We start from the raw sequence: 20,777 nt of genomic DNA, 5'->3' as shown, positions 1-20,777 counted from the left end.
AGTGAATATATTTCATTTGAAATTTTTATGTACCAATTAAGAAGCCCAACCTTCCTCTCTTGGGGTCTTTCTTATGTACATTTTCATAGTAACTCAGAAGTTGATGTTTGATTATCAACCATTACCCTTATATCTCCTACAGTATCAATATGAAGTTTCTCCTCCTTTAAAGTTTCATTTAATTGTATATGTTCTTCTATTTTTTTCTTATAAATTTCAACATCCTCAAATATTATTGGGTGTTTCGTTATCTCAATACGCTCTTCACTTAAAGGAATACGTATCGTTTCATCTTTTGCATCCGTGGTACTTTCGGGATTTAATATCTTTTTCTCAATGATTAGTTCTTCATAGGTTACAGGAACCAAAATTTGCTTTTCTATGGTATAAGTTTTCTTATATACATTAACTTTTGCTGTTTCAATAATTTTTTTACTTACCTGAAATTCTTCCTTATGTAATTCAAGCGTTATTTCCTCTTGATGATCATGAGTTGAATTTTGCTCATTATGCAACTTTAATGTCCTCCCAAAAAAAATGGTTAAAACACCTTTTCATTAAGTAATGAAAAGGTGTAATTGTTTTTAGCTGTTATTTATATCTTCAAAGCCTGAACCATCTCTAATATCTACACTTCCAGTTGTATTAACATGTGCCTCTTCGTGTTTAAGAGTTTCTTGAACTTGTTGAGTTTCCTGAACTTGACGTTTAGAGGCGGAAATCTCCTCAGTAGTTACCGTGTACTTGTTTACCTCAACTTGTTCTTGGGTAACAGGAATATGAATAGTCTCCTCAGAGCTGATGGATTCATCACTTCGTTCATTATTAATCGGAGTTCTCTTTATAACAACTTCCTCATGCATTACAGGAACATCAACGGATTTTTGTTCTTCAACAACATCTTTAGATAGGACCACTTCTCCTGCATCGACATTATTTTTTGTAATATCTAACTCTTCTTTATGAAGCTGTAATGCACCGCTTGTTTGATCACCTTGAATTCTTGGTTCATTATCATTTTCTTGATTTCTTGATTTGTCATCACCAAATAAACCTAAAAAGTCGCCCATAAAAATCCCCCTCACAAGTTGATTTAATCTTGCGTTTATATATTGTACTCTTGAAGGATATTTATTCTTTTAGAAATAAGTTAAAGAATTTTTGGGGATATAATAAAATGAACATTTTATTAAAGGGACTTTTAAGTTTGAAATTTGAGTCAAATACGATATTATATAGAAATTGAATTTTCATTCCTCCTATTGAACTATCCTGCCAGTTAGTGTAAGTACCATCCTTCGGAATCTCGACTTAATTTAATGAATATAAGAAAATTATAAAATCCTCTTCACCAATAACCCCACTTGTTCTGCCATGACACGCGGTGGATAAGGCATTTCATTATTCAGCCACCATTCCACTACCTCTACATAAGCAGCAGAAACAAATCGAAGAATAATATCTTCACTCAATCCCTTATTTTTGCCTTCGCCAATATTGACCTCATTCTTTAACAGTTCAACAGAAAACTCAATGTATTGTGCTCGAAAAATACGGGCTCCTCCACCAACCAACATCGTTGAAAAGAATAGATAATTCTTTTGAAAATATTCAAAGATTGTCTGACCACTAGTAATAAAGTCAGCTTCAGATAACGATTCGAACATTTCTTCAAGTTTCTTAATGTGTTCTTCGATAAGTTTATCAAGCAGATCGAATTTATCCATGTAATGAAGATAAATGGTTCTTCTACTAACATTCGCTCTATCAGCAATATCTTGTAACGTAATTTTGTCGAAATGCTTTTCATTGATTAATTCAATAAAAGCATGTTTTATTGCTTCTTGAGATTTAGCTATTCTTCTATCCACTTTTTTAACCACCTGATGACCTCCACATTATCCAAAAATATTACACAGTTTTTTTGATACTGTGAATTAATACTCCAATGCGAATTTATGCTCTCATATATCGCATCAAAAAAGGATTATTGCATATTTAAGAATTGGTCTTTTAGCAGAGAATATAATGATTTACTCTTCACAACAAAATCAATATAAATACTGCAATGACCACACCAATCAAATTTAGGAGGAAATAATATGACTCAAACAAATTTAGAAAAGAGAATTGAAGAATTAGAAAACGTAAGAGCCCTCAGAGTACTCGTGGATAATTTCTCAATACTAGCGGACAAGAAAGAGGTTTGGAAGCAAACAGAGCTTTTTACTAAAGATGCAACAGTAAATTCCTATGTAAACGGAGAGTTAACTTCAAGTTTAAAGGGGACTAAACAAATTGGAGAAGCTTTTGAGGCTTTCCTATCGAATTTCGAGACTGTTTATCATATTAATGGTCAACATGTTGTGAAAATAAACGGGGATAAAGCCGAAGGGGCTCTCTATTGTCGGGTAGATCTTATAAACTCCTTAAATGGAAAGAAAATAAATAACGCTTCAGCAGTATCTTATATTGATGAATACGTCTATGAGAACGGACAGTGGCTGATCGCTAAAAGAACTTCAAATTTTGTGTGGAATGATAGACAAGAATTAAGTCAATAATTACTTATTTTCAGTAATTTCTAAAGTGGGTTGTCCAATTAATAGATTGACCCATTTTGGTTAAAAGATTGAATGATGACGAAAAGGAGGTCACACGTACAAATATGAGTGAAGATAAACAAAAAATCCTAACTGTATTTAATCGAATGAATGATGCAATGGTTAATAAAGATATTAAAACATTGAACAAAATCCTTGGTGATGACTATGTATCGGTACACATGACTGGATACCATCAAAGTAAGCAAGAATGGCTTGAACAAATAGAAAACGAAGAAATGAAATACTTCAAAACTATGCCTCAAAAAACAACAATCACAATAAATTCTAATACGGCTATTCTCATTTGTGATACAAAAATTGATGCTAGAATTTATGGTTTTAGAAACACTTGGAATATGAAAACAGAAATGCATTTTGACAAGCGAGGAGACAATTGGTATCCAGTGAATGCTATAGCAACAAATATTTAAAAAGGAGTTGTAAAAAATTTGAATTCGAAGACAAATAAACATGAGGTTCGATTTGCACTTTTATTAGCAGTCTTTTGTGCGTTAGGCCCATTTACTGTTGATATGTATCTTTCATCATTTCCCGAAATTATGAGGTTCTTTGGAACAAGCGCATCGTTGGTCCAAGCGAGTTTAACATCTGCCCTATTGGGATTAAGCTTAGGTCAAATTGTAATTGGTCCGTTAAGTGATGTTTATGGCAGACGAAAACCTATGCTATTCTCTATGATTCTTTTTTTCATATCTTCTGTCGGCTGTGCAATTTCACCAAACGTTGAAATTTTTATTATTTTACGTTTTATACAAGGATTTACAGCTTCTGCAGGGCTTGTTATTGCTCGTGCAATCGTTAGTGATCTATATAATGGTGTTGAATTAACAAAGTTTTTTGCTCTTCTTACAACCATTACTAGTGTTACCCCACTACTTTCACCACTTGCAGGTAGTGGGGTCATTTCTTTTACTTCATGGGTAGGAGTATTTATTGTAACAGGAATTGTTGGTATATACTTGACCATTATGACAGTTTGGAAAGTGAAAGAAACACTACCATTAGAGAAACGTATCTCAAGTAATTTTAAAGAACTATTAAGAAACTATAAAACCTTGCTTAAAGATAGAAAATTTATGGGGTATGGTCTTGCTTCTGGTATTTTATTTGGAGGCTGTTTTGCTTACATTTCAGGAAGCCCTTTTATTTATCAAAACATTTATGGTGTATCCCCTCAAGTGTTTTCAATCCTATTTGCTTTGAATGGAATTAGTTTAATGTTAGGGGCTCAAGGGGGAGTTTTTTATACCTCGCTAGAAGCTTTTTAGATCCCTTAGTCTAGGCTGGGATTATCTCTTCGATAAAACAAAAAAACGCCAAACAGGCGTTTCCCCATAAAATGTATTCGTTTTGTAGTGCTCTCTATTAAAGAAATGCGGCCGGCTTTCTAACCTAATTTAAGTCAATATCTTATAATTTATCATTTTAGCGTTTGTAAATCCTAAATTAGTTATTTATATATTTCTCAAATATTGCACCAAAATCTTTTTCATGGTATTTTTCACGAGCTGAAGTTAACCATTGAAAACTGAAATCTGTTAATCCTTTGTATGTATCTGCTAAATTGTTATCATCTGTTCTAGCATTTTGTAACACCGAAACAGCTTTATCTAAACTTTGAGATGCAAAGTCTAATGTTATTCCATTTTCATAGGTAATTTCTGAAATTTGAAGGAGTGCTTTGTAAAGATCTTTTAATTGTTCGATTTGATCTTTTCTCACATCAATATCAATTTTTACATTTCCAATGTGAAATTTAATTTCAACATCCATATCGAGTTTTCCTGCTGTTTCAAGCATTACCCCTGATATTTTATGCTGAGAATATGGATAACGTTTTAGTGTTCTTTTAGAGGAAGCAGCACTAGTACCATCCACATGGATAATCGCTAGATTTGTAAAACAATATTCGTCCGCCTTTGTTTTTATTAGAAAGTAAATTTTCTCCTGATCTTCATGCATGACATAATCATCAGCATCCGTTTTATCATAGTCCGAAGGCTGGATTATTGTCCCAATATCAGACAAGCCTAACGCATCTGCAGCAATTTTTTTGAACATTTTTATCCCTTCCTCTCAAATTTGTATGTTGAAGAACTCCTAAATTATAACAACTAGGACTAGAAAATGAAACACTCTTTTTGTCTAGCCACAACTTCCAAAAAAATCAATGAATAGCTAAACAAATTAATCAACATATCTTCAATTGTGTCTTTAAGTATTAATAATTCGCGATTATGAAAAGTATGTTTCTTCTCCTGGCGACCAAGCCTCGGAGAGCTCTCTGCGTGAATACTGTGTTATATGATGAGTACCCGACTTCTTCGAGTTACTTTCACACTGCTTTTCTGTAACAATTTCCACTTCAGAAATCTATACTTCAGTAAAGGATTTTTATAAAACATCACTTACTTATTAGTTACCGAGTTGCTCCGCCAAACCGATTAGAAGTCCTTCGATTCCACGAATGTAGCAGAGCCGATACGAGTCCTCGTACTGAACCACTTCGCCAACGAGCTGAGCACCATACTTAGTGAGTCTGGATACCATTTCGTCGATGTCTTCAACAGTGAACATGACGCGAAGATAACCAAGGGCATTTACAGGAGCAGTCCGGTGATCTGATATAGTAGGTGGGGTGAGAAATTTCGAAAGTTCAAGTCGGCTGTGGCCATCTGGGGTAACCATCATAGCAATCTCTACGCACTGAGAACCCAATCCGGTTACTCGACCAGCCCATTCGCCTTCGACAGTGGCTCGCCCTTCGAGGTTCAAACCAATCTCCTCAAAGAAAGAGATTGCGTCATCAAGGGATTCTACAACAATGCCGACATTGTCCATTTTTAGTAATTTGTTTTTTTCCATAATCTTATCTCCTTATGTGAAATTAGGTTTTCGGGTATGTCATATAACATTTTACCCCTTTTGGTCGACCTGTAGTTCCACTCGTATACATAATTGCGTAGGTATCTGATTCAAAAACTTCTGTCGTTGGTTCATCTGTTAAATACATTTTCATTCGTGCCACCATTTGATCGCGTTTACACCTTGATATAAATCACTATTCATATCATATTTCTACTAATTTCATTAAATTCCTTTTTCCATTTCATAATTATGTATAGTAAAACACTTTACCTTGAGTAATCTTTAAAAAATAAAAAACACCGTGTAGATTGTAACATCAATACGGTGTTTTTGATCCAATATATTCTTATTAGCTCCCCATTTTCCTACGTGTATTACTAGTTTTTTTGGCTTGCTGGCTTTTCATCTTTTGATTTTGAGCTAATCCTTTATTTGCTTGTTTTCCATTTTGTTGAGCTTGTTTTTTATTTGCAAGTTGTTGTTTCATTAACTCCTGTAAGCTAACCTTCTTCTTTTCTGTTGGTTGTGTATTTTGTTCGTTATTATTTTCATGATTTGACATTGAGATATCTCCTTTATCGTTAAAAATAATTTATAAGCTTAAACAATACTTTACAATCAATTATAATACAATATTAATAAATAAACTAAACTAAATAGGGAATTTCTTTAAACTGTTCACTTTTATATCCAATTGGATAAGTGTTTAGCTTAGTCTAGTTAGATATCATGTGAATTTGAACGTCAACACTCCCGCTTAGATTTGAAGTTCACTATTGCAAATAAGCTTCCGTTACTTTAACAATGATAAGAATTCAATATAGTTTAGTTCATTAGTGTGGTATTGAATTATTTGCAAGATAAAAAGCCATAAATATACTAAAGCAACCTAAAAAAATAAGAATTGTAATAACAATCTTTCTACCTATCTGTCCTATGAAATAGATGTTCACTAAAAGGTAATAGATACTTGCACTTCCACCAATAAAAAGCAAAAACTCTTTGGTGTCATCATTCGATGGGAGTGGATTTGTCACATTACTTAATGCTAAACCACAAAAAATGAACATACCTATTATATTCAGTAATTTTCTCATAATTATTTCTTTTTTGGTTACAATTTTAACGTTTCGAGACGTTTGGACATTGGTTTCCAAAATGACACCTCCACTCTATAAGGCCTTAATAATTATACGGGTATAAAAAATAAAAGTTTCATTAATTCTCCATCATACTTATTAAACGACCTTGCAAGTTGAACATTTCAAACTTTTATTTCTCAATTACAAGATTAATCTGGACCTACACAGAAATAAGCACCTTTCCTATTCCAGAATGGTGCTTCTATTATTGATGGTCCTTTATTGATATCACTTTCTTAATTGAATTATAATATCTAAATTACCCTTAGTTGGTCATAACTTTTCCTTATGTTAGTTTTAAAGCTTGTTTTGCCATATTCAAGTACTCTTCACTACCAGATACAAATGCAAATTCTGCGATTGCAACAGGATATGCAGCTTCTAATTCAATGATGTGCTCTTTCATTTTGGGCCATACATATCCCCCTGCTTCTTTATAGGCATTGATTAACAATTCGAGACCTTCTTCACCAAATGTCCTATAAAGTACGACAAAATCATTCGATACATCAGACACCTTTGCTTCAGTCCAATCAATCAAACCAGTTACGTTTCCTGCTTGATCAATCAATATATGACCTGCATGAACATCACCGTGAATGAGTCCTGTTTTCTTTGGCCACATTTCATCATTACTTATCCATGACTGCCATCTGGCCCACAGCGAATCTCCTACTCCAATTTTATTTCTCACAGCATTCATTCTTTCTTTCATTGATTGTCTTGCTTCTTCAGATGTATGAACAGTTAACCCAACAGCCTTCGCCTTTTCTATAGGAACATTATGCAAAGCTGCAAGTGCTTTTCCAAGTGTTTTGAAAAAACAATCTGGCACATTGTTTATATCAAGTACCCACACGTAATTTTGAATCTCGTGATCAATCGTACCCGAAGGAACTCCAGTTAACTTTTTATAAGCAATTAACTCGTTTGTATAAATTGACCAATATGGTGCCTCAAAAACAATAATGTGCTCAGCTACCAAATCTAATGCTTTTTTCTCTTCCTTTGTTCTTGGCATAACATCTTCACGTCTTGGTAATCGTAGTACCCATTCTTTTTCTTGCTGATCAACCCCGAATACAACCTGAAAGTCCAGACCTGATTCATTAAATTCTAAAGAATCAGGATTTAGGAACAGCCCCTGTCTAGCAGCAATCTCTAAAACTGTTTTTTTCGAGTTACTCATTTTATCACTTCCTGCTCAAATTTCCCCAACAACAAAATCCTTTACTTTTTTGTTGCTGTCAAAATCAATTATTAACCATATTTTATTAGTGTAATTGTTCAATAATAATGAACGAAAATCTTATTTCGGATTTGCTGCGAATTATTCTCATGCGATTAACTATGTAAAATTATACCATTAACATTTAGAAAAAATTCCTAATTTATTTAAAAGAAGCATTACCAATGTTATGGTAATGCAAATGTTTGTGTAAGATCTATTGAACTAAAGCATCTAATTGTTAAAGTTCAAACCTTCACAATCACTACTTTTTAGAAAAGCACCCTATTCTAGTAGATCATTTTTCTTTGAGCATCTCCCTTTACCAATCTATCACTTCTTGTCATCAAATTAATATTTTGTTTTTTATATTTTAGCAATGTAAGCTTTTTTTGCTAAGGAATGATTTGGCTTGATTTTTACTTGGTATATAAAAATGATGCTTAGTATAACTTACCTTTTGTTAATATAATTCCATTCCCACCTACCATAACTCTTGGATTATTTTTATTCACTAATTTTGTAATGATAGTAGAAGGTCTGCCCATACTATACCCTTGAAGGAAAGAGTACTCTTGATTATATTTATTTAATACGTGGTTATAAAAGAGATAATATGTTAAAGCCCCATTCGAAGTACCTGTTGCGGCTTCCTCATCAATACCATAGAGTGGGCAAAAGTTTCTACTTTCTGCTATTCCTTCTTTTGTGTCAAGCGTAAATGCATGGACACCACCCACTGTATTGATCTTTGTATATTCAGCAAGTGCTTTAAAATCAGGATTTAAAGCATACAAAGCATCCTTTGTTTTTATTGGAAGCATTATATCCCAAAGACCAGTGCTTGCAGCTTGAGGTAATAGATTGAAATTCAAACTCCCTATTTGGTTTTTATCAATATTAAAAAGGTCAGACAAATAATCATAATCATCAAATATTTTTCCTAATTTAGGTTTAGCCTGCTCCATCATTATAAATGATTGATTCACCTCAACGGAGAGTAAACCAGCGAGTGTTTTCATAAAATATGTATTGTTATCTTCAATAGCCTGGCTGTCCAATAGGGCTTTAAAGGAAGCAATAGTAGCATGTCCGCAAAGTTCTACCTGTGAAGTTGGTGTAAAAAACTTTATTTCAAACTTTTTATCGTCTATTTTTTTAATAAATGCTGTTTCTGAAAAGCGAACTTCTGCAGAAAATTTCTGCATAAACACTTCGTCTAAATTTTCATGGATTACTACGCCTGCTGGATTCCCACCAAATTTCGTTTCTGTAAAAGAATCAATTACATAATATAACAAGTTAAATTCTCCCTCATATAGTAATTCAAAAAATGTCTCTTTTACTATGATCATTTCAGTTTTACGGTATTTTCACACTAATAAATCTCCAATCTGCCATTAACATGAGAAAGAGCGCACATGCTAATTTAAGAATGGCGCTTGATTGCCTAAGATTAATATCTATTTTGTTGTAATTACAGTAAACATTCCTGTCATATTGGGGGTAAAATCTTTAAAATTAAATTTCTCATAAAACGTTTCTGTACCTTCGGATGCAAACAAACCAACAAACGCTTTATCTGGGGCATTTGTATTTAAGTATTCAACCAAAGTATTCATTATTACATTTCCAATCCCATTTTTCTGATAATCTGGATGAACCATTATATCTTGGATATAGAAATAAATTGCCCCATCGCCAACAATTCTCCCCATACCTACAATTTGGTCATTTTCTTTGACTGTGATGCAGTGAATAGAATTTCTTAATGAGGTTTCCACCACTTCAAAATTCATATAATTAGTCCATCCCACAGACTCACACAAATACTTGTATTCTTCCAATGTGGGAGTATTATAATCAATCTTATATTTTGTCAAAATGTCTCCTCCAAAGTCCCAGCAAATTTCACAATAAATATGTATTCGACATCATTTTATTTACACCTCTTCCTCAACCAAATGTCTTTTTAGCCATTTCAAACACAAAAAAAGCAGTCTTATTAACCGCTTTTTTATTCCCATAGCATCATGAATTTCTAAGGGTATTAATTGTTCTATTTATATCATTAGATTCAAAAATAGTTGAACCAGAAACTAAAATGTCAATTTTATTTTCTATACATATTTTTGCTGTATATTCGTTTATTCCTCCATCTACTTCAAAGAATAAGTCAGTTAAATTGTGGAACTCTCTGTATCTGTTCGCTTCGCTCATTTTTTCTACTACACTATGTATAAATTTTTGCCCACCGAACCCTGGGTTTATCGTCATAAATAGTAATAAATCAATATCATGTATATAGGGTAGGACGACTTCGAAACTAGTTTCTGGGTTTAAGGCGATGCCAGCCTTAGCTCCATTAGACTTGATTATTTCCAAACAATAATCAAGTTGGTCGGTTGACTCTGGATGAACCGTTACATAGTCTGCCCCTAATTCAATAAACTTTTTTATAAAGTTCTCTGGATTATTTATCATAAGGTGTACATCTTTAGGTAAATCAGAATAAGTAGTAATAGCCTCCATAACTGGTATACCGAGACTAATATTGGGTACAAATTGCCCGTCCATTATATCTATATGCAATAAGTCTGCTCCCGCATTTTTCACTTTTTCTAATTCGTTTTTTAATTGTCCAAAATCCGCAGACAAAATGGATGGTGCTATCAACATTATGTTATCACTCCAAGTAGTTATTGAGTCATCTAAGACCTATAATTCACTTTGGAAGTTTACCATAATTCAAAGAATTCACACAACTATTATACTAGAACGACCGTTTACTTTAGACCTCTATCACTGAATTTTAAACCTTTGAAATATATTGAATCTAAAGAAATAGCTTGAAACCTTTTTTGTTTTTCATCGTAATATATAGTCAAAATGAAAGTGTAAGGAGCAAGCCTAATGAACATTGACAGAAGGAAATATTTATTAATTATGCCTCCATTTCTTATCATTAGCATTATATTGTTCATCTACCTACCATCAGACAAAAAGGCTTCTCTACATTCGCAATAATAGCGGCTTGGATTTTATACTATTTTTGGAAAAACATTGAGAATAAAAAGAAAAACAATAACTCAAATTAATTGGGTTATTGTTTCTTTCAAACTCTCTCCCTTTTTAAAGTAAAAAAAACAGATACCTTCCTATTAAATCGATGGAAAAAATAATTATTGCTTCATCTTTATTTTAATGCCTCAAAATTCTTTCCATTAACAAGGAAATACCCAATTAGAAATATTATAATATGAATAGGAAATGAATACAGATGGTTCCATTTTAATGATTGATAAAATCCAAGCCATTCAAAAAAAGGTTCCCCTACAAAAGAGCAAAAAAATGCGTAGAGAACCGCTTTTAAAATCGGGGAAATATTTGGCTTTATTTGAACAAAAATTAGAAAAGTAATAGGAAGAAGACTTAGATCCCAAGGTACGAAAGATGGCAAGAAAGGCAGTGGTTCATATCGGTAATCCCAATACCCCAATTCTGCTCCAAAAGAATCTAGAAATATTGAAATGAACATGATAAAAAATGCCCCGGATAATAAACGATGTGTAGACTCCTTTTTTCTATATTTCCACCATAAAATCCAGGGAATAATTGAGAGTATGATACAAAACCACCATTGCCAAGATAAAAACACATATTCAAACCAAATATCATGATCTTTTTGATCAGCCTTGACTAACTCCTTATAAACATCATCTATTTTTTTTGCAGCTTCTTTTGGAATAATCATTATCTAGTTCCTTCTATAAGAATTCCTCTAATTATCACCATATCAAAGATATTTTTTCCAAAATCTTGGTAATTATTTAAAAATCTTTAATCATTTCTGAAAAAAGTCTTTATTATTAAGTATATATAATATCTATCCTCATTTTAAAGGTATAAAAAAGCACCATTTATCTCCCTCGTAATTGATTTTATCCTTATCATTACCGCACAGATGAAAAAAGGTATAGTACCCATAATAATTATAAAGTTGAGGTTCTCCGTTTTTCGGTCCTAGCCTATTACAATTTTCATATTGAGGCTTTGAATTCCTATATTTATTGCATTAAACACTAATAAATTTTTCAGAGGTAACTAATTATTCTGTCGTTTGTTTACTTCAATCGAAATGAACTCCGGCAAATAGCTGGGAGTACATCCTTTTGCTACTATTTCATCTTTGTAAAGACCCGTTTTCTCACCAAGTTTAATACAACGTGCACGATTCTTTTCATCATAAACGCCGATCCAGCCTGCGGTGAAATTCATGGCCCATTGAACTTCCGGTTCTTCCTGCGTAATATTAGCTTCTAATGCAGATAGCAAGTCTGCGGTGTTATCAGGTGGTGTTTTTCCTGTCCATCTCAATCGCGCTTGATAATACCAGAAAGTTCGCCTTTGAAGAGCAGAAGGACTATTTTCCCATGACTCCATCAATGCAATTTTTTTCTTGTCTTTGGTAAGCTGATTAGCCATTAACCAATCCATTAAGTTATTTCGCTCAACAAAAGTGTGAGTCTGCATATCCTTATCAAGCTTATTTAGCACATCTAGTGAAAGAAGTTTTTTGTCCATAATTAAGATTGCTAATAGTCTGGGCAAAAACTCTTTGGTTGACCAAAGTTCCATAGCTAGTTCGTGATCTTTTTTAATGTCTTTCGCGATTTTTCGTAAGTCGCCTAGCTTAGTTTCACTATTGATCTGAGATAGAATGTTTACTGCTTTTGAAGAGCGTTTTATTACTGTATCTTTTTTTCCATCCATTTTATACAACTCCTTTATTAGTTTTATACTATGTCCTTGACGGGATATATCAAGATCTTAATTTCGTTATAAGTCTTATTGCAGTGGTGTGCCTCCAAAGTTTACCTTTTTTAATATTGTAGCAAAGCTTTCTCCGACTATAATAGAAGAGCAACCATCTTTAATATAATAATAACATTTACTTCCTTTTAATTAGATACCGAAAAGAGCGTTCCTTTTTATAAAAAAGCCCCTGTTACTTCAATAAGAATAACTAATCTTCTGAATCTAATTTATCTTGCTGATTAACTTTGTATATCTTTTTCAGTGTGTTGTTTATATTATTTAGGCTTAATAATATAAAGCCTAGCATTATAAAGGTTATAATTTCTCCTGTAAAAAAAGCAATGACACCTAAAATCAAGAAGTAAAAACTGTACCACCAATTATTCATTCACAAATCTCCCCATTTCTTTATTCATTAATTCTATCTCTAATAACCAACTTCTTCCACTAAATTTGCCCGTTAGCTTAAGTACATTGTTCACAAAGTCACCTCATAATCATCATATTTATTGCGCAATATGTTGTCTACTGCATACTTAACGGAGATCTTCCACAATCGGGCCCGTATGCCGAAGAAAGAGATATGTTTAGAATCTGATGTTTCATTCCTCTAGAGGTGTTAATAACGCATATCCTTGGTTTCTGTACACTAAAAAAGCCTCAATCCCAGTACTATCAAGGAATTAAGACGATTAACTTCTCATTTTTAGTGGTGCTAATAAATATTTTACACGAAATTAAGAAGCTGCCAAAAGGGGTACCATTGCTGCACAGCACAACCCTACTGTTCAACAGTGCCGTATTTCATAAAAAATATCCGGTACCAATGGATAGGGGCACCGGATATTTGACTAAAATCGTTTTTGTATTGATTTATCTTAAAGGTTGCTAATCAATGCATCATCATTTCTTCAGCGATTTCCTCACCGCTTAGATCAGAGAAGTAATAGGTCGGCCAGTTAGTTACTTCTTCAAGTAGTGCTTCCCGGTCATCTCCCCAATATAAGTGATAGTGATGTGAATCGGTTGGTTCGATGCTGTGATCACTGAACTGGATATAGGCTGGCATTTTTCCTTCCTGTTCTTCAGAAAGTTTGAAAATGTATCGCACTCCGCGGTTTCCTTTTTCATAGGTCAGCACTTCGTAGCCGTCATAGACGTAGCTTCCTGACGACTGTTCGCCATCTTCAAAGAAGGTAAACGTATTTCCCTCAATGATAATGCGATCCACGGCTGTTTTATAACCGATTGTATAGTATTCTTTGTATTCCTCAGCTGTCATATCTCCCTCTTCTGCTTTATGAGCGAATACTTCGTCTAATGTTCCATCGATTAAATAAGGGTAGACGGATTGCCAGTCACCGTCCCAGTCTGATAAGTCACGATCTTTAATTTGATCATCTTCGAAATATCCATCATAGATTTTTTGTGCCTCTTCGTCTAATTCATGGTTGTGCTCGTGACTATGATCATGATCGTGTTCATCAACTTCTACAGCAGCCGAATCTGCCAATGCAGTCGTCAATTGAGCAAGGTTTTGACGCATTAATGTGAAATAGTCCTCTTCCTTCTCGATATCATCTTCTGTTAAAACTGAAAGATTATGTAGTCGAAGGGTTTCTGCGCCAATTTCTTCTCTGACGACTTCCGCTACTTTTGTTGTTATGTTCTGTTCGAAAAAGACGTAGTGTAACCCATATTGATCGGCTGTTTCAATAATATTCTCCAACTCTTTTTGTGAAGGCTCATCTGTTGGACTTAAGCCAGAGACAGCAATTTGATGTACATCGTATGCTTCCTCCCAATAACCATAAGCTGCATGAGAGACAATGAAGTGATTGCCTGGCGTCTCTTTCAATTGAGTGGAGAATTCTTCATGAAGACCCTCAAGCTCCTCTTTTAGTGACTCAAAATTCTCATTAAAAAATTCTTCTTTTTCAGGCCTTAACTCTACTAACATATCTTTTACATTTTCGGCTAGTTTAATAGAACGGATTGGATCAAGCCACACGTGCGGGTCCTGATCTCCATGATCGTGGTGATGGTCGTGATCGTGGTCATGGTCGTGATCACTTTCATTCAACTCAATTCCTACGGCAGCTTCGATGATTTTCACATCTTCTGATTCAACCGCATTTGCGATTTTTTCAGCATAAGTCTCTAATCCCGCACCATTAAAAATAAATGCATCTGCTTCTGCAATGTTTATCATTTCTTTTGTAGTCGGCTCAAATGTATGGGAGTCCGAACCAGGGGGCAAAATCGATTCGACCAACGCTTCTTCGCCTGCAATCTGTTCTGCAAAAAACTGAAGTGGGTATACCGTTGTGTAAATTTCCAGCTGCTCTGCTGAAGAAGCTTCCTCCTCCTCACCATTAGTTCTATTTGCATTGTCTCCACCACATGCAGCAAGGAAAAAGACAATCAATAAACTAGGAAAAGCCATCCATATTTTTCTCATATGTATCCTCCTCTTTATTTCACATAAAATAATATATCGTAATCATTACGATTTGTAAATAGGAATTATTCCTTTTTAGGACAATTTTGTTCAGGTGTGAAGAGGTTGTTAAATCAGGTGCAAAATTTTTCAAAAAACACATCCTGGACAAAACATGATAAAGAACACACACCCTTACCAAGATTAGCGCTTTACTAACTATGTAATTATTTGAATCAAAGTAATTAGTGATTGTTGAAAAAGGAACAAAATTCATGTAGAAAAAGTTTAAGCCTTACTCCAAATTTTGAATGATGAAAGATAATGTTAAATGCTTAATATCAAAATAACTTTAATCAAGAAAGCCGCTAAAAATATTCTTATTAACTTCACTTTTCTCCTCCAGAGTCATAATTCCCATTTACCTAATTATTCCACCAAAATATCCTTTAGTACAGACCTATTCTGGGTTGCCGTCTGTGGATCATGACCAACCTATATACGTTTCTTCCAGAGCATCCTCAGATAAATAAGCATCCAGTAAACAAAAACCTGTTGTGGTCTTGCATAACACATTTTTCTTTTCAGCTCTCCCAGTAAGCGCTATTCCCGAAAAACACATCTATCGTTGAAGATGGCTCTTTACTCTTAACATGAAATGCGTATTTTTTTGCTTCTATAGTAATATTTTCACGAACGTTTATTCGTGTATAATTAAGGTATACCTTTTAAGGGAGGAAGTTATATGAACTCTATTGATTTAATTCTTTTAAACTTTAATGAAATTCGAAGAAGAAGTATAAAGGTTTGGACATCTATTCCAAATGAATACCTTCTATGGAAGCCAGATCAGGAGGCCATGAATTGCCTAGAAATGATTAGACATGTTTTGGAAAGCGAATATTACTATCATTTGGCCATTCAAAATAGAGGTAGTTTATCTATTTTCAACTCCCCTTTCGAAAATCGGCCTTTCACATCTGTAAAAGCAGAATTAGAATTTGCAGATTCATATAGAAATCAGTTTATCGATAATATTAAAGATTTTTCACAAGAAGATTTAGAGAACATACTGATTGACAGATCTGATGTAGGCTACATAAGGAAATTAGGTGATATGCTACTTCGTATTGCCTATCACGAATCTGTCCATACAGGACAGCTATTGGATTATTTACGAACAGGAGGCGTTCCAAGAATACGTATTTGGGATTAATTTGTTTGAGTGGTGTATTCACAAAGTGATGCACCTTTTTTCGATCTTTTCTAATCCTGCAAAAGGTACTCTTTCTTGTTCCAGAAAAGTTGAGTTTGCTACATCATTCTTTAAGCGAATTGCACATATTAATAACCAATTTTTCACAAAAAACTAAAGTCCCACTTTAATGCCGATAAACATTTTCTTAAGGTCACAACGCCATTTTGGTAAGCAATTTAATTGTTTAGAGAATCCATCGTTCCCCCAACCAAATCCCTCCAATTTATACAATCGTTAACTTCCTTATTCATTATAATGCAGCTGTCCATATCCATATAAGGAAACATTTTAAGATAGTTATTGAAAAAGTGTACTCTGATAGTATGTAAAATTCTTCTTTACCTAACCTGCCATTCTAGACATTTCCTAGATAACTTCGCGTAATGTTTTGGAGTACAATGTTTCCATTTTCACTGTACCTTTCGAATAACTCTGAAAGAAGAAAAACAAAACGTTTATACTCTTTGTCATTTTCTTTCGGAGCATAAGACGCTGATAAATTCCTTCCTAAAAACCCTTCATAATCATATTGCAAATCATTTTGATACTTCTTAAACTCATACTTTCCTTCCTGAAAAAAGCAGTTAAACATTTGTGGAGATTCCTCCATTCCACCACTAAATCCTTTGAAATTCGGACAGGTCTTTTGGCAAATTTCTGAAATTTCTTTAATAATTGGGTTAGTTAAATCTCTACTATTCCAAACAAGAGCGACATTTGCCTTTTGTTTCAATATCCGCTGACATTCAATTTTGAATGCTTTTTTATCAAACCAATGAAATGCTTGGGCAACAGTTACTAAATCAATACTTTCCCCTTCTAATGTGGTATTTTCAGCAGTTGCCTTAATTGATGTATAACGAGAAAATCGTTTTAATGATTGCTCAGCCAACTTTCTCATGTCATCATTTGGCTCTACTCCAATAACATTTAAACCTTTTTCAAGCATCTGAAGGCTAAAAATCCCAGTACCTGAACCAATATCCGCAACAATTTGATCCTCTTTCAGTTTGTTTGCTGAAAATAAATAATTGATATATTCAATAGGGTAATGTGGGCGATATTTCGCATATATATCAGCCTTTTCGGTAAAGTTTTCTGTTGTTTTCACAATACTACCTTCTTCCCCTCGATTGTAAGTTCAGATTGATTTACATAAGTACCCCTTCTATTCTCTCTAAGTCTACCACTTATGTAGATGGATCTGCCTCCGTCATTATGGATCCCTAATAATATCTCGTGATTTTTGTGATAACTAATTTTTCTCAATATATAAAGTGAAAAATCGGGCTTTTACCATACGTTCCCGATAGTTGCTTAATAAAACCATATTAAATTTCCTTTATAAAAGAAGTTAGAGAAAGGCGGTCTGTTACTTTTGTTTCTCCTGCTTTTAAAAATCCATTTTTCAAATAGAAGGTTACAGCTGGTATATTTTTGGTTCCAGTTGACACTATCATCGTTTCATTTCCTCCATGATTGCTTTCAATGAAATTCAATAGCATCTTGGCAATTCCTTTTCTAAAATGTTTAGGATGTACTATTAACCTATGTATATCAATTACTCCATTTTCTGCTGTTATAGAAATGACTCCGCATAACTCTTCATTGATAAAATAGCCAAAGAAAGTCTCTCCACATTGTTGTAGAGTGTCAACTGTGTCTTTTAATGGCGGTATTTCATAAAAGTCAATTATTTCTGCCTCTACCTTATATGAAAGTAGTTGAATGTGTAACACTTCTTGGGCAAGTATTGGATTAGTAATATCAATTTTTTTTATCATAACTTTCCCCCGTATCCTTTTTATCACCTGACTTCTTCACAACTCCACACCTATATTAACATAAATATCCAATTGTGATTCCAAGTTTTATTCTATTTAATGCCTATTTATATAAAGAAGTCACTGGCTTTATTCAAAAACAGCCCTTCGTATATTGAAGATTATTGGCTCTTGAACTTCACCAACGATTTATAAAACTCGTTTATATAAGAAAGAAGAATAAGTTGATCCCCTATGAGAAATACTTATCTTAGAAAAATCCAATATTATGAGGAGTTCTTCAAAATGAATACTAAACATACTGTAGGTTTATCATCAACAGAAATTGCAGGATTATGGGCCACTTATATTAATGATAGCATGTCTATCTGTCTCTCGAAGCATTTCATGCAACAGTCGAACAACGAAGATGTGAAACCTATTATTCAATTAACGTTAGATATATCACAAAAACATATTGAGGAAATCAAGAATATTTTTAAAAAGGAGAATTTCCCTATTCCAAAGGGATTTTCCGATGAAGACATTGATCTTTCAGCTCCACCTTTGTTTTTCGATTTATTTCCTGTCAGTTATGCTTACGGGATGAGTCGTTTGTCTATGGTAAACTATAGTATGCTAATTTCTAATGTTGCCCGCGAAGATATTCGATCTTTCTTCTCTAAGTGTTTAACTTCCACATTGGATCTTTATAATACAATAGTAAATGTAATGCTTTCAAAAGGAATATACGATCGCCCAACAATGATCCCTTATCCCGATAAAGTTGAATTTATTAACAAGAAGGAAACTTTTTTATCCAAATGGTTCGAGAGGAAACGTCCTCTAAATGTTCTTGAACTATCTGAAATATTTTTTAACATTGAAAGGAACTATTTTGCTCTAGTTTTACTCACTGGATTTATTCAAGTTGTGAAAGATGAACAAATAAAGAAATTTTTGACAAAAGGAAAAGAATTAGCTCAAAAACAAATTCAGTTCCTAAACCAAACTTTAATCAAGGAAGATCTGCTTGGCACTATAATGGTTAACTCGGAAGTGTCAACTTCTACTACATCTCCTTTTTCAGAAAAGCTCATCATGAACCTTGTGACTATACTCAATACTCAAGGAATAACCTATATTGGTCATGCATTAGCTTCATCAGCAAGAATAGACCTCGCTACTGAATATTCAAAACTTATTCCTGAAATATTGCAGTTTGGTAAGGATGGGACCGACATTTTGATAGAAAGAGGATGGCTGGAAGAACCTCCACACACTCCGAATAGGGAGGAGTTGGCGGAAAATTAGCTTTCAAATGGAACAAGTGATCCCAAAGATCTCTTGTTCCATTTTTTTTTGCAAAATCCATCGTTTTAGCAAATTTGTCTTACATAATATAAAAAGAAGTCGAATCTCTATAAGACCATACATTTGGTGCGGGAAAGAATCATATTTGCAACCATCAGAATCTCTTTCGTTACACTTGCAAAATTAGCTATAAAGCAAAGAAAATTTTCTGTCACTCCGTTAGAAAATGATACATAAAAAACTTCCATATTCATATTCAACCATAAAAAGATGTTTTAACATCAATATTTACTTCCATTCTAATTCGTAAATTACTCAACAGGTTCTTAAAAACTTAGGTCAGTTTACACCTTAAACATGCTCTATAAAAAAAAACGCATTATCTTTGAACAAGATAAGCGCTTCTATTTTTGATGATCGTTACTGAATTTTATTTAAGGAAAGCAACCTTTTGATAAAAATAACTCCATTAATAATATGCCTGTTATAGGTAAGCTTCTTTCGGATCAGAAGAAAGCTCTTCAATCGTAAGAAAATCAAAACGCACAGTAAGATCCTTTCCTTGAGGGCTGCATGCAAATAATCCAGCTGAAATTGTTGAGTCAGACGGAATATCCAAGTGAGCTATGCGTATTTGCATCCATTCTTCCCCATCAAAGGAAAAATCAACATAACAATTTTGAGCAATTCTGGATACTCGAAAATATTGGTCAATCTCTTTAGACTCCATATATTGTGTGGACCAGTCAGAGTAACCCCCATTTGTAACTACTGTCCCCATTTTACTCAAAGTATTTGTTATAAATTCTAGAGAAGTTTTAACCCACACATTCTTTGAAAAGCGAATCATCAACCCTGCGTGATCATACTTTGACTTTGGATAAGTTTTGACTTTTGTTGTCATCCTAAAATTCTTATCTGTATTCATATAAAGAAAATGACCATTATCTGCTTCAAAGCCGTAATGTGTCTTTTGCCAGTAATCTGTTTCCTGATCGGTATTTAAAACCAATTGAGAACTCGTTGTGTCGATAATCCATTTCTTAGGTTCACAACGCCATTTTAGTAAGCTATTTAATTGTTCACTTTGAAATTTCTCCTCAAGTATCCATTGTCCCCCCAACCAAACCCCTCCATTTTTTACAATTATTAACTTTCTTTTTCATTATACTGCATCTGTCCTTATTTATAAAAGATACATTTAAAATAGTAAGTAAAATGATTTTTATAGATGGGTTCTTGAGGTGAAAACTTTTTTTATTGCTTTATCGATCAATTCTGTAATTTCTATATCAAAATTTTCAATTGCTAAAATCGTA

At 33.5% G+C, this 20,777-nt stretch carries 23 protein-coding genes and 1 pseudogene; 5 read left to right on the top strand and 19 right to left on the bottom strand.

Going from position 1 to position 20,777, the window contains the following annotated elements:
• Window positions 1-83: 83 nt before the first annotated feature.
• From BK577_RS14705 to BK577_RS14695, 3 genes are all read right to left on the bottom strand, one after another.
• Window positions 84-515 carry a YsnF/AvaK domain-containing protein gene (locus BK577_RS14705; RefSeq protein ID WP_169908290.1) on the bottom strand — a complete coding sequence of 144 codons (432 nt, stop codon included), beginning with the start codon at window positions 513-515 and terminating at the stop codon, window positions 84-86.
• 69 nt (window positions 516-584) lie between these two features.
• Complete coding sequence (locus tag BK577_RS14700; RefSeq protein ID WP_078433648.1) at window positions 585-1,070, bottom strand: YsnF/AvaK domain-containing protein; 486 nt, start codon at window positions 1,068-1,070, stop codon at window positions 585-587.
• 264 nt (window positions 1,071-1,334) lie between these two features.
• The gene (locus BK577_RS14695) at window positions 1,335-1,883 is read right to left on the bottom strand and encodes a TetR/AcrR family transcriptional regulator (RefSeq protein ID WP_078433647.1); all 549 of its coding nucleotides are present in this window, start codon (window positions 1,881-1,883) and stop codon (window positions 1,335-1,337) included.
• Between the two features lie 219 nt (window positions 1,884-2,102).
• Between BK577_RS14695 and BK577_RS14690 the strand changes: the two genes are divergently transcribed.
• The 3 genes from BK577_RS14690 (at window position 2,103) to BK577_RS14680 (ending at window position 3,895) form a co-directional block, all read left to right on the top strand.
• Entirely contained in the window at window positions 2,103-2,564 is a 462-nt protein-coding gene (locus BK577_RS14690) for a nuclear transport factor 2 family protein (RefSeq protein WP_078433646.1), read from the top strand.
• A 104-nt stretch (window positions 2,565-2,668) separates the two neighbouring features.
• The gene (locus BK577_RS14685; protein WP_078433645.1) at window positions 2,669-3,037 is read left to right on the top strand and encodes a nuclear transport factor 2 family protein; all 369 of its coding nucleotides are present in this window, start codon (window positions 2,669-2,671) and stop codon (window positions 3,035-3,037) included.
• 18 nt (window positions 3,038-3,055) lie between these two features.
• The gene (locus BK577_RS14680) at window positions 3,056-3,895 is read left to right on the top strand and encodes a multidrug effflux MFS transporter (RefSeq protein ID WP_078433644.1); all 840 of its coding nucleotides are present in this window, start codon (window positions 3,056-3,058) and stop codon (window positions 3,893-3,895) included.
• 178 nt (window positions 3,896-4,073) lie between these two features.
• On the opposite strand, the gene BK577_RS14675 is transcribed toward BK577_RS14680, so the two are convergent.
• The 13 genes and pseudogenes from BK577_RS14675 to BK577_RS14615 all read right to left on the bottom strand — a co-directional run bounded on the left by BK577_RS14675 (window position 4,074) and on the right by BK577_RS14615 (window position 15,144).
• The gene (locus BK577_RS14675) at window positions 4,074-4,688 is read right to left on the bottom strand and encodes a PH domain-containing protein (protein ID WP_078433643.1); all 615 of its coding nucleotides are present in this window, start codon (window positions 4,686-4,688) and stop codon (window positions 4,074-4,076) included.
• Window positions 4,689-5,042: 354 nt separating this feature from the next.
• The gene (locus BK577_RS14670; RefSeq protein ID WP_078433642.1) at window positions 5,043-5,492 is read right to left on the bottom strand and encodes a VOC family protein; all 450 of its coding nucleotides are present in this window, start codon (window positions 5,490-5,492) and stop codon (window positions 5,043-5,045) included.
• Window positions 5,493-5,544: 52 nt separating this feature from the next.
• Window positions 5,545-5,622: pseudogene (locus tag BK577_RS25745) on the bottom strand (AMP-binding protein); the annotation flags it as partial.
• Between the two features lie 222 nt (window positions 5,623-5,844).
• Complete coding sequence (locus BK577_RS14665) at window positions 5,845-6,057, bottom strand: hypothetical protein (protein WP_078433641.1); 213 nt, start codon at window positions 6,055-6,057, stop codon at window positions 5,845-5,847.
• Between the two features lie 271 nt (window positions 6,058-6,328).
• The gene (locus BK577_RS14660) at window positions 6,329-6,652 is read right to left on the bottom strand and encodes a hypothetical protein (protein WP_245823515.1); all 324 of its coding nucleotides are present in this window, start codon (window positions 6,650-6,652) and stop codon (window positions 6,329-6,331) included.
• 271 nt (window positions 6,653-6,923) lie between these two features.
• Window positions 6,924-7,826, bottom strand: a complete 903-nt coding sequence (locus tag BK577_RS14655; RefSeq protein ID WP_078433640.1) for a macrolide 2'-phosphotransferase — start codon at window positions 7,824-7,826, stop codon at window positions 6,924-6,926.
• Window positions 7,827-8,308: 482 nt separating this feature from the next.
• Window positions 8,309-9,166 (bottom strand): PhzF family phenazine biosynthesis protein, encoded by an 858-nt coding sequence (locus tag BK577_RS14650; protein WP_078433639.1) that lies wholly within the window; start codon window positions 9,164-9,166, stop codon window positions 8,309-8,311.
• 162 nt (window positions 9,167-9,328) lie between these two features.
• Window positions 9,329-9,748 carry a GNAT family N-acetyltransferase gene (locus BK577_RS14645; protein WP_078433638.1) on the bottom strand — a complete coding sequence of 140 codons (420 nt, stop codon included), beginning with the start codon at window positions 9,746-9,748 and terminating at the stop codon, window positions 9,329-9,331.
• Window positions 9,749-9,896: 148 nt separating this feature from the next.
• Window positions 9,897-10,544, bottom strand: coding sequence for a ribulose-phosphate 3-epimerase (gene rpe, locus BK577_RS14640; RefSeq protein WP_078433637.1), 648 nt, complete (start codon window positions 10,542-10,544; stop codon window positions 9,897-9,899).
• Window positions 10,545-11,061: 517 nt separating this feature from the next.
• Window positions 11,062-11,619: a CBO0543 family protein gene (locus tag BK577_RS14630; RefSeq protein ID WP_078433635.1), complete on the bottom strand. Its 558-nt coding sequence runs from the start codon at window positions 11,617-11,619 to the stop codon at window positions 11,062-11,064.
• A gap of 350 nt (window positions 11,620-11,969) precedes the next feature.
• Complete coding sequence (locus tag BK577_RS14625) at window positions 11,970-12,638, bottom strand: DNA alkylation repair protein (protein WP_078433634.1); 669 nt, start codon at window positions 12,636-12,638, stop codon at window positions 11,970-11,972.
• A gap of 253 nt (window positions 12,639-12,891) precedes the next feature.
• Window positions 12,892-13,071 (bottom strand): hypothetical protein, encoded by a 180-nt coding sequence (locus tag BK577_RS14620; protein WP_078433633.1) that lies wholly within the window; start codon window positions 13,069-13,071, stop codon window positions 12,892-12,894.
• Between the two features lie 504 nt (window positions 13,072-13,575).
• On the bottom strand, window positions 13,576-15,144 hold the full coding sequence (locus tag BK577_RS14615; protein WP_078433632.1) for a metal ABC transporter solute-binding protein, Zn/Mn family: 1,569 nt from the start codon (window positions 15,142-15,144) through the stop codon (window positions 13,576-13,578).
• Between the two features lie 724 nt (window positions 15,145-15,868).
• Between BK577_RS14615 and BK577_RS14610 the strand changes: the two genes are divergently transcribed.
• Window positions 15,869-16,339, top strand: coding sequence for a DinB family protein (locus BK577_RS14610; RefSeq protein WP_078433631.1), 471 nt, complete (start codon window positions 15,869-15,871; stop codon window positions 16,337-16,339).
• 397 nt (window positions 16,340-16,736) lie between these two features.
• Here the strand turns inward: BK577_RS14610 and BK577_RS14605 are convergent, their stop codons facing one another.
• A complete protein-coding gene (locus BK577_RS14605; RefSeq protein WP_078433630.1) occupies window positions 16,737-17,492 on the bottom strand; it encodes a class I SAM-dependent methyltransferase in 756 nt (251 codons plus the stop codon).
• Window positions 17,493-17,712: 220 nt separating this feature from the next.
• Window positions 17,713-18,165, bottom strand: coding sequence for a GNAT family N-acetyltransferase (locus BK577_RS14600; RefSeq protein WP_078433629.1), 453 nt, complete (start codon window positions 18,163-18,165; stop codon window positions 17,713-17,715).
• Between the two features lie 285 nt (window positions 18,166-18,450).
• Here BK577_RS14600 and BK577_RS14595 point away from each other — a divergent pair, with 285 nt between their 5' ends.
• A complete protein-coding gene (locus tag BK577_RS14595; RefSeq protein ID WP_078433628.1) occupies window positions 18,451-19,458 on the top strand; it encodes a DUF3231 family protein in 1,008 nt (335 codons plus the stop codon).
• A gap of 484 nt (window positions 19,459-19,942) precedes the next feature.
• On the opposite strand, the gene BK577_RS14590 is transcribed toward BK577_RS14595, so the two are convergent.
• Complete coding sequence (locus tag BK577_RS14590; protein ID WP_078433627.1) at window positions 19,943-20,581, bottom strand: DUF1349 domain-containing protein; 639 nt, start codon at window positions 20,579-20,581, stop codon at window positions 19,943-19,945.
• Window positions 20,582-20,777: the final 196 nt, after the last annotated feature.

It is taken from the genome of Metabacillus halosaccharovorans (assembly GCF_002019635.1).
Classification (GTDB): Bacteria; Bacillota; Bacilli; order Bacillales; family Bacillaceae; genus Metabacillus; species Metabacillus halosaccharovorans.
This window is presented reverse-complemented; position numbering and strand designations above follow the sequence as displayed.